Source organism: Paenibacillus arenosi, assembly GCF_014841135.1.
Classification (GTDB): domain Bacteria; phylum Bacillota; class Bacilli; order Paenibacillales; family Paenibacillaceae; genus Paenibacillus_B; species Paenibacillus_B arenosi.
The window spans coordinates 94,089-100,487 of record NZ_JACYTN010000019.1; the positions used below are offsets into that span (position 1 = coordinate 94,089).

At 40.0% G+C, this 6,399-nt stretch carries 6 protein-coding genes, 1 tRNA gene and 1 riboswitch; of the genes, 3 read left to right on the forward strand and 4 right to left on the reverse strand.

Annotated elements, in window-relative coordinates:
- Positions 1 to 169: 169 nt before the first annotated feature.
- From IFO66_RS18175 to IFO66_RS24010, 3 genes are read right to left on the reverse strand one after another with little or no spacing between them, the layout of a single operon-like run.
- Positions 170 to 712: an ECF transporter S component gene (locus tag IFO66_RS18175; protein WP_192026524.1), complete on the reverse strand. Its 543-nt coding sequence runs from the start codon at positions 710 to 712 to the stop codon at positions 170 to 172.
- 9 nt (positions 713 to 721) lie between these two features.
- A complete protein-coding gene (locus IFO66_RS18180) occupies positions 722 to 1,249 on the reverse strand; it encodes an S-layer homology domain-containing protein (protein ID WP_420488682.1) in 528 nt (175 codons plus the stop codon).
- A complete protein-coding gene (locus IFO66_RS24010) occupies positions 1,165 to 3,144 on the reverse strand; it encodes a DUF4430 domain-containing protein (protein ID WP_192026526.1) in 1,980 nt (659 codons plus the stop codon). The genes IFO66_RS18180 and IFO66_RS24010 overlap by 85 nt, the downstream gene beginning before the upstream one ends.
- Before the next feature lie 87 nt (positions 3,145 to 3,231).
- A riboswitch (adenosylcobalamin (AdoCbl) riboswitch) is annotated at positions 3,232 to 3,376 on the reverse strand.
- Positions 3,377 to 3,751: 375 nt separating this feature from the next.
- Here IFO66_RS24010 and IFO66_RS18190 point away from each other — a divergent pair.
- Positions 3,752 to 3,824, forward strand: a tRNA-Ala gene (locus IFO66_RS18190).
- Positions 3,825 to 3,910: 86 nt separating this feature from the next.
- Here the strand turns inward: IFO66_RS18190 and IFO66_RS18195 are convergent.
- Positions 3,911 to 4,225 (reverse strand): hypothetical protein, encoded by a 315-nt coding sequence (locus tag IFO66_RS18195; RefSeq protein WP_192026527.1) that lies wholly within the window; start codon positions 4,223 to 4,225, stop codon positions 3,911 to 3,913.
- 655 nt (positions 4,226 to 4,880) lie between these two features.
- Here IFO66_RS18195 and IFO66_RS18200 point away from each other — a divergent pair.
- Complete coding sequence (locus IFO66_RS18200; protein ID WP_192026528.1) at positions 4,881 to 6,023, forward strand: hypothetical protein; 1,143 nt, start codon at positions 4,881 to 4,883, stop codon at positions 6,021 to 6,023.
- Complete coding sequence (locus tag IFO66_RS18205) at positions 6,020 to 6,328, forward strand: three component ABC system middle component (protein ID WP_192026539.1); 309 nt, start codon at positions 6,020 to 6,022, stop codon at positions 6,326 to 6,328. Before IFO66_RS18200 ends, IFO66_RS18205 begins: the two co-directional genes overlap by 4 nt.
- Positions 6,329 to 6,399 lie beyond the last annotated feature (71 nt).

Sequence of the window (6,399 nt, forward strand, 5' to 3'; positions counted from 1 at the left end):
GAAAAGACCGTTTCAGATTCAGCCAACTTGCTGAGGAAACGGTCTTTCGTGTTTATATGGCTGTCACGCTATTTCTACGAGCTGTGCAATATTACGCGTTCACAGTTCTTTCTCGGTTCGAATGAAATACGGTAACGATTCGTACACTAAGCTTGTTAATGTTGAGTCGTTACAACTTTACTTTGTGTACGGCTCTCAATAATATCGGAGCAAGCATGCCCATAAAGGCAGCGTTACCGACTGCGTGGAACGTATCGAACAATAGTCCAGCTTGGTAATATAACCAGAAGGCTTGTGGGCCAGCAGCCCAAACCGGGCTAGATACGATAAAGCCGTACAAATAGCCAGTTAGTGCTGCACAGCCTACGAGTACATAGATGGGTAGCTTTTTATAAACAGGCTTCAAGAAGCTGACTGCTATTGCAACCGATCCCCAAGCGCATATTTGCCACATCGTCCATGGGCCATGTCCAAGTGCAATGTTAGAGCCTAAGGCAGTCGCAACCGCTACAGCTATACCGTAGCGCATGCCAAGCGTGATTGAGGCGATCATAATAATCGCCGTTGAAGGTTGAATATTCGGCATATGAAATTGATTCGTTAAAATTCTGCCGAAAATACTGAGTGCAGATAAGCTAATTGCAATGCAAATATCTCTCATGAGCGGGGAAGCCGCTATTCGTTGAAAACCTGAGCTTACTGCTTGCATCATCCTGCCTCCTTATTTCTTTGATATGAAATCATCATACAGTTTCACGGCAATTACAGCGGCCATCTCTCTCGTTACCGCTTGCTTCGGTTGGAACTGTCCGTTTGTGCCTTTCATCAATTTCTGTTCTTCCACGGCAGCAATGAAGCTTGCGGAAGGATGATCGCTAGGCACATCTTTGAATGTGGATGCTTGTTGAGCCTTAAGCTTGAAGGCATTGGCTAAAATAATCGCAACTTGCTCTCTTGTAAGCGGCTCGTTTGGTTTGAAGCTGCCATCTGGGAAGCCACCGATGATTCCTGTTTCTTTTGCCTTTACGATATATTTATAATGCCAGTCACCTGGCTTTACGTCTTTATATTCCGTTTTGCTTGTTACGCTAACTTCTTTATACAGAAGCTTAGTCACAATCGTAAGGAACTCTGCTCTTGTAATGGACTTTTTAGGGTTGAATGTTACGGTTCCTGCTTTGTCTTTTGCTCCTTCAAGGATGCTGAGTTGTTTTGCACGAGCGACAGCTTCCTTTGCCCATGCAGATATTTGATTCCGATCGCTATATTTAGAAAGATGCTCAGCAATAGCATCGGCAGTAAGGTTAGCACCTGTGTTTGTTCCGTTTCCTTTATTGCCAGCTGTGGAGCTGTTCCCGCTGTTCCGTTTCCACTGGTGTTCCCTTTCCTGTTGTCTTTACCGGCTGATTCATTACCTGCTGTTCCAGTACCAGGAGCTGTGGGATTGCCGGTATTTGGTTGACCGACAGAACCACCCCCATTCGAACCGTCGCTGCCATTGTTCGCAGGAGGGGTTCCGTTGTATTTCCAGATTACTACGTCGTTTTGTTTTAGTACATAAACACCTGCAGAATAGTCAGGAGTAACACCATTTACTGTATATGTCCAACCACTCATTGGGCCATTTTTTCTTTCGCATAATCCAACGACACAAGACACGTATAAAGTATCATCTGAACCTTTAGCTGTAATATTATCTGCTCCAGCGACTCCAACAAGTGCATCATAGGCAGTCATATTTGTTCGATAGTTCTGTTGGTTGTTCATTGGCAAGGCAGGATGTGGTACTTCGGTTATGACGCTTACTTGAATTTTCTGAGTGTCAGGAACAGTGACGCCGCTACCATTGCCAGGAGGAGGCGTTCCGGGCTTTTGTCCCACGACATAGTTCCATTTAACAACATCACCGGCTTTGAGCGTAGCTTGATCAACAGCAACCGGTGGGAACTCACCATTAACCGTATATGTCCAACCGCTGCTTGATCCGTTAGCACCAGCTTGCAAGCCTTTAATGCCAGCTACATATTTCATTCCATCAAAAGATTTGTATGTAATATTTTCCGTTCCAACCAGCTTGATCAAAGCTGTGTCTACCGTATCTCCCTCTTTAAGCGTTAACGTTCCGTTAAGCGGAAAACCATCCCATGTTTTATCGGATGTGATGCTAACAGGCACATTAAAAGTAGCTTGTTGTGGAGGCTTTGGCTGTTCAGGTGTTGGATTGTATCTGGCCTTTAAGTCGTAGAAAAAGCTGTTGTTCTTTCCATCAATGTATCTTTGATACGAAAGATAGGCAAACATAACGTCTTTTGTTGACATTGAATTGCCATTGCCATTAGCCTGTGTTTTCTTCCATTTGTATAATCCATTCGGACCAAGGTAGCTATACAGATTATCGACTGCATTTTTACCATCTTGATTGTAAAATGCAGTCGTTGCATCTGTCCCTGTCGAAGCAAGACCGATAACCGCCATTGCAGCACCATTGCTGTCTGCGATGGCTTTGTTCTGGAAAAACTTATTTCCGCCATATACGGCATCAGATACAGCTGGTTGATCCATGTATGGCGCTAGACCGGCCATAATGATTCCTGTCATATCTGGATTTGGTTCAGAACCAAATAAAGGCCAACCGCCTTTGTCGAGTTTGAATTGAAGTAGTTTGTTTACTAGAAATTGACGAGTGATCGTTGCATTGTCTGGCAGTTTATATTTGCCAGAATCGAATGCGATAAGCATATAGATGTAGTCGTTCGTCAGTTCTAAATATTGTTTATCTAAGTATGCTGCTTTTTCTATAAGGTTAATTCCATCCACATTGGTAATATCAACGCCAGCAGCAGTAAGACCGATAATCGCCTTAGCAATATCAGTACCTTTATCATAATTACCTTGTACCGAAATAACGCCTGCTTTTGCTTTCTGAATGTAGCTGTCTGGTATTTGTTTGCCTGAAATGTTGTCTGCTACTGCTGCCCAATCATCATATGACTTAGCAGAATAAGTAGTCACTACTCGATTAAGCTCACTCTTTAGATCAAAGCCCCCAGCAGCAGTTGCAACCTGCTGTACGGGAATTGCTCCTAGTGCTGTGCTGACAAATAAGGCTACAGCAAGGAGCAGGGAAAACATGTTCTTCTTCATTCTGACTCTCTTCCTCTCCATAAAATAAAAATAGCTCCTGCATGAGGGCAGGAGCGGTTCATCACCATACAAAAAATAACCATGATGATGTAACCCGACTTTTGCCTCGAAAGTCCAGGTTAAATGATAGTGGTAAGCGACCGACCTGACTTAAGGCATATGCCTATCACAGTGGCGGGACCGCGCTGGATTCACACCAGCTTCCGTCTCTTACGTCAATTATTTAACTAATCGTTCAAGCACGATTGGTTCTATAAGTTTCCTTATTGAACCAGCGCTTTTAGCATTATATAATGAATGAAATGGTGTAAATAAATTTGATAGATCGAGATATAAAGAGAGAGCGAGAGATATATTTGGAAAATGGAGGATTTTGGGACTGAGAACTGTTTATTGGGATTAAAAGTAGTTCATATTTGTGATAGTTAGTGTTTTTCATTTTAAAGAGTTAGAGGGTGCTGAAATAATTATAACCCAAATTATAGATTAACGATCTTGCAGATAAACGTTCCAACATGCTATAATCAGGAAGCATTCAAGGTGCGTATTGTCATTGGTAAGCTTCGGAAACGAGACTAATCATGCTCTGAACAAGTTTAATAATTATGGGGCCATAGCTCAGCTGGGAGAGCGCTTCGCTGGCAGCGAAGAGGTCAGGGGTTCGATCCCCCTTGGTTCCATATCGAAAAATGCCGCTAAACACAAGGGATTCTGGGTGTTTTGCGGTTTTTTCTATGCCCGAAACTGCGTTGTTTTTGGGTCGTGGTCACACTAACGATTTTTTTGGTGTAAAAACAGGATTTTCGAATTTCTTGTGAGAATCACAGAGTATTGTATTCCTCGATAAAAGCTCTTTTGATGCGTATCTCATGTCAAATTTTATTAGAGAAAACACATCACTTGGAGAACGAATAATAATTGGCTCTGGTGAAGGGGCGGCAAATTCTTGTACAAGCTGCACAGCGGCGACAATTTGCTTTGCTTTTGATACACCAATGCCCTTTATATTCAGAAGTTCTTGCTCGGTTACGTCAACTAAAGATACTGGGTTAGGGTAACGATCAATCAGTTCGTTGATCAAATAACTGTCGGCGTTCTCTCTTAATGTAGTTGCAAGCAATTGTTTGTAAGTTTTTTTTTTGCAATGATCATATAAGCACAGCCTTTCAGATCAAATTTTAGAAAATAAAAGGAGTAGAAGCTGCTGGCTTCTACTTCTAGTTGTACTGATCAATTTCAAAGAAATTAAAATGCTCGAATCCCAGTCAAGGTTCAATAAATGTAATCATCCCCTTAAGTAAATTTGAAAGTAGTAAGATGTGTGAGACAGTTTTTCAAATCTAATGCAAGACTATAGCAGGGTTATTTCGGTTCTAGCTAATAATATATAATTGTAACTGAAAGCTTTTTCACTATACTTGAATCTGAAGTTAGCTTAGCCGATCTAATGGAACGTTTTCGTCATATTAATCATAAACGCATTCTCACAAGGGCAACTATGCTTATATGAGAATGCGTTTTGTCTTGGAATCTGTTTATTCCAAATAATTGATTCTGAAGTTACTTAAAAAGTCTTGAACTTGCTGATTAGTACCCAGCAGGTACGGGGGTCTAGGTCTTAAAGCACTAGAACTAGAACGTTTGTTTGGAAGGATTTAGGCGAGAAAACTCGAATTCTGTAATAGGTAGTGCCGATTGGTATATCAGTCTCTATCAATTGTCAGAGGAGATTTTGGATGAAGCGAGCAATCAATGATGCGACACTTACAAAATTAGGGGATATTTTTCATTACTATATCGCGCTTTTAGAATGTTTCAAGATGGAAGAAGGGGATTCCATCTTGATTGAGGTTAAAGGAGATATAAGTAAGGTCTCTGTAAAAGATTCATTTCAAATGGAAGTAAAGCATCATTTGAAAACATCATCAATTAGTGATCGTAATATTGAGATATGGAATACTATTGATAATTGGATCAAGGAATTCGATTTAATTAAAGACGTCGATAAGCTGCTTCTGTATACCACTTCTGGTATTCAGACTAAATCTGTTTTCAATAACTGGAGTAGTAAAAGCAACGAAGAGAAGTATGAAGTCTTGAAAAAAGTAGGCTCAGAAAAAAAAGCAAAGGAGAAACTATTTAGAGAACTGTATGATAGTGTTTTTCCAGATGATAACTCGTGTGAAGATAAGTTAAGAAGTATTATCGCTAAGTTTGAAATTAAAGACACTCGAAGCAGAATTACAAGTATTAACAACGATTTTAAAGAATATCTCAGACTAATACCGAAGAGGAACAGAGAAAAATTTATTGCTTCATTGCTGGGCAATATTCTAAGCAAAGTAAAGGACGAACCTCATATTTGGGAGGTTACTTATGAATACTTTGAAGAACTGTTACAAATGACTACTCCGAACTATACAAACTCAAAAGAAACACCATTACCTACTGAGTTTGAACAACTGGAACTTCCGTTAGAAGTAGTTCATAGAAACACTGGCAAGAGATTCGTTCAAGTGATTAAAGCAATTGATTATGATAGCGAGATACCAGAAGCAATCGGTGATTATTGGAAAACCAATATGACGATTGCAAAGTATTACACGGATAACATTTTGTTTAACAGTAGCTTATCTCAGTATACATACAGACTATCTCAGAAATTGTTAAACTGCAAAAAGCCTTTAATCATTGATAATGATGGTTCTAGCCGGGATACTCAGATCAAAAACTCGAAGAAATTTTATAGTTCTGTAATGGCATGGGATGCAACTCCATTTAGTACTGTTAATCCTAACTTCCCATTCTTTCAAAAAGGGACAATACATAATCATATAGATACCACAGCATTTACTTGGGATGTGGGGGATGAGTCGTGAGTTTTGAACATTTGAGGACATTATCATTAAATCCATTCATGACAGCCAAAATCGTTCAAAATTTTCTTGAAGGGTATGGTACACCTGCTGACATAAAATTGGTATTCTATGTCCTTCCAATTATAATGTCGAAAGATTCCAGAGAAGTACTTGCTACTGCAAAAACAACGAGTAGAATCGAGACATTATTCGGAACAAAAAAGGAGTATGCTGATACCCAACTAAAAATATCAAGTCGAGTAAACCTTTCAGGTGGACTGTCAACACAAAATCAAACAACTTTTTTAAGGGCTTTTCTTTTGTAATTAACTGGGCTCATATAGCCTAATGTTCCATGTATGCGGTGCTTGTTATACCAATTGACATAGTCATATAA